Origin of the sequence: Mesorhizobium sp. M7A.F.Ca.ET.027.03.2.1 (assembly GCF_003999175.1) — a bacterium.
GTDB lineage: Bacteria > Pseudomonadota > Alphaproteobacteria > Rhizobiales > Rhizobiaceae > Mesorhizobium.
In genome coordinates, this window is sequence record NZ_RZOM01000942.1 from 1 (window position 1) to 2,440 (window position 2,440).

Consider the following 2,440-nt stretch of genomic DNA (forward strand, 5'->3'; position numbering starts at 1 on the left):
GGGCGTCGCCCTGGTCGATCATCCACGCCGCCTTGAGGCAGAGCAGCCGGGCCATTTCGATCTCTATGCGGCATTCGGCGATGATGTCGAAATTGGCGCCGAGCTTGGCCAGGGGCTGGCCGAAGGCCTCGCGGCGCACGGAACGCTGGCACAGCATCTCGAGCGCCATCTCGGCCTGGCCGATGGCGCGCATGCAATGGTGGATGCGGCCGGGACCGAGCCGCCCTTGCGCGATCTCGAACCCCCTGCCCTCGCCGAGGATCAGGTTCGATGCCGATACCCGCACATTGTCGAAGCGAAGATGCATGTGGCCGTGCGGCGCGTCGTCATCGCCATAAACCTGCATGGCCCGGACCTTGGTCACGCCTTTTGTATCCGATGGCACCAGGATCATCGAATGACGGCGGTGCTGCGGCTCGTCATCGCCGCCGGTCCTGACCATGACGATGTAGATGGCGCAGCGCGGATCGCCTGCGCCCGAAGCCCACCATTTCTCGCCGTTGAGCACATAGTCGTCGCCCTGACGTTCGCAGCGCATGGCAATGTTGGTGGCATCGGACGAAGCGACATCCGGCTCGGTCATCAGATAGGCCGAGCGGATCTTGCCGTCGAGCAGTGGCTCGAGCCATGCTTTCTTGAGGTCGGCCGAGCCGTACCGCTCCAGCACCTCCATGTTGCCGGTGTCGGGCGCCGAGCAGTTGAAGGTCTCGGCGCCGAGATGCGCCTTGCCCATCTCTTCGGCCAGATAGGCATATTCGACGGTGGAAAGGCCGTAGCCGCGTTCCGAGCCGGTCAGCCAGAAGTTCCACAGGCCGCGCTCTCGTGCGGTCTTTTTCAGCCCTTCGAGGATCTCGCTCTGGCGCGCACTGTAGACCCAGCGGTTGCCTGTCTTGCCCACTTCGCTGAGGAATTCATGGTCGAGCGGCATGATCTCGTCGCGCACCATGGCCGCGACGCGCGCGTGGATCGGCTTCAGCCGCTCGGTCATGCCGAGATTCATTTCCGTCATCGGTCGCTAACCCTTCATGCATGCCAGGCATTTTGTCAGTGGCAAGGATGACCGTACTTCGGATAGCCTTGTCAACGCGAACTGTTTGCCCGCATGCCGAGCGCGGAGGATTGTGATGAGCTATCTGGACGAGCTGTTTTCGGTGGCCGGCAAGACTGCGCTGGTGACGGGTGCCGCGACCGGCATCGGGCGCATGGCGGCGACCGCGCTGGTGCAGGCCGGCGCCAACGTGATGATCGCGTCGCGCAAGGGCGATGACTGCATCAAAGTCGCCGAAGAACTGAACGAGCTTGGCGCATCCGGCCGGGCCGAAGGCTTCGCCGGCGATGTCTCCAGCGAAACCGGCATTGCCGCACTCGTCGCCGAGGTCAAAGCGCGGACCGGGAAACTGCATATTCTGGTCAACAACGCCGGCGTCTCCTGGGGCGCGCCGCTGGAAAGCTTCCCCTATTCGGCATGGGCCAAGGTGTTTGGCGTCAACGTCACCGCGGTCTTCCATCTGACCCGCGAATTGCTGCCGCTGCTTGATGCCGCCGCCAGCGACGCCGATCCGGCCAGGGTGATCAATCTCGGTTCGGTGATGGGCACGCAGCCGCTGGCCGACGACGCCTATTCCTACACGGCGTCCAAGGCAGCCGTGCATCATCTGACCCGCACCCTTGCGCTCGAGTTCGCCGGCCGCCGCATCACCGTCAATGCCTTCGCTCCCGGCCCCTTCCAGAGCCGGATGACGGCATTCGCCACCAGTACGGATGAGCAGGCCAGGCACGTCGGCAGCCATGTTCCGATCGGCCGTATCGGCGCACCGGATGACATTGCCGGCGCAACGCTCTATTTGTGCAGCCGTGCAGGCAGCTATGTCACCGGCGCCATCCTGCCGATCGACGGCGGACAGTCGGTGCAGCATGGGCTGACCCTGTTCAAGGAATGACATTTTCCGGCCACAGAAGCCGGGGGTGAACTGGAGGACATGAGCGTGGAACCGATCAGTCTCGATGTGCTTCTGGCCAGTGTAGGCAAGGAGGTTGGCGTGTCGCCATGGCGGGCGGTCACGCAACGCATGATCGACCAGTTCGCCGACGCCACCGACGACCACCAGTTCATCCACTGCGATCCGGAGCGGGCCATGCGCGAAACGCCGTTCGGCGGCACCATCGCGCACGGCTTCCTATCGCTGTCGCTGTTGTCGGCGATGACCTTCGAGACCATGCCGCCGCTGGAAAACGGCAAGATGGGCGTCAACCACGGCTTCGATTCGCTGCGCTTCCTGGCGCCGGTGAAAACGGGCGCGCGCATCCGCACGCGTTTCGTGCTGGCCGACGTCAAGGTCAGGCCGTCGGGCTGGGTGCAGACCGCGCATGACGTGACGATCGAAATCGAAGGTTCGAAGAAGCCGGCACTGACCGCGCGCTGGCTGACGCTGACCTTGAT

Annotated in this window: 3 protein-coding genes; 2 read left to right on the forward strand and 1 reads right to left on the reverse strand. The window is 64.1% G+C overall.

Features of this window, described 5'->3' with window-relative positions; genetic code table 11:
- A partial coding sequence (locus EN750_RS29345; protein WP_127398841.1) for an acyl-CoA dehydrogenase family protein occupies positions 1-1,009 on the reverse strand: 1,009 nt, incomplete at its 3' end.
- Positions 1,010-1,124: 115 nt separating this feature from the next.
- On the opposite strand from EN750_RS29345, the gene EN750_RS29350 reads away from it, so the two are divergent.
- Entirely contained in the window at positions 1,125-1,940 is an 816-nt protein-coding gene (locus EN750_RS29350; RefSeq protein ID WP_127398842.1) for an SDR family oxidoreductase, read from the forward strand.
- 39 nt (positions 1,941-1,979) lie between these two features.
- Positions 1,980-2,440 (forward strand): MaoC family dehydratase (locus tag EN750_RS29355; protein WP_281062336.1); only part of this gene is annotated, 461 nt, incomplete at its 3' end.

Bases quoted from the DNA above. Each gene is read 5' to 3' on its own strand.
- EN750_RS29350 (WP_127398842.1), top strand. From the start codon at position 1,125: ATGAGCTATCTGGACGAGCTGTTTTCGGTGGCCGGCAAGACTGCGCTG.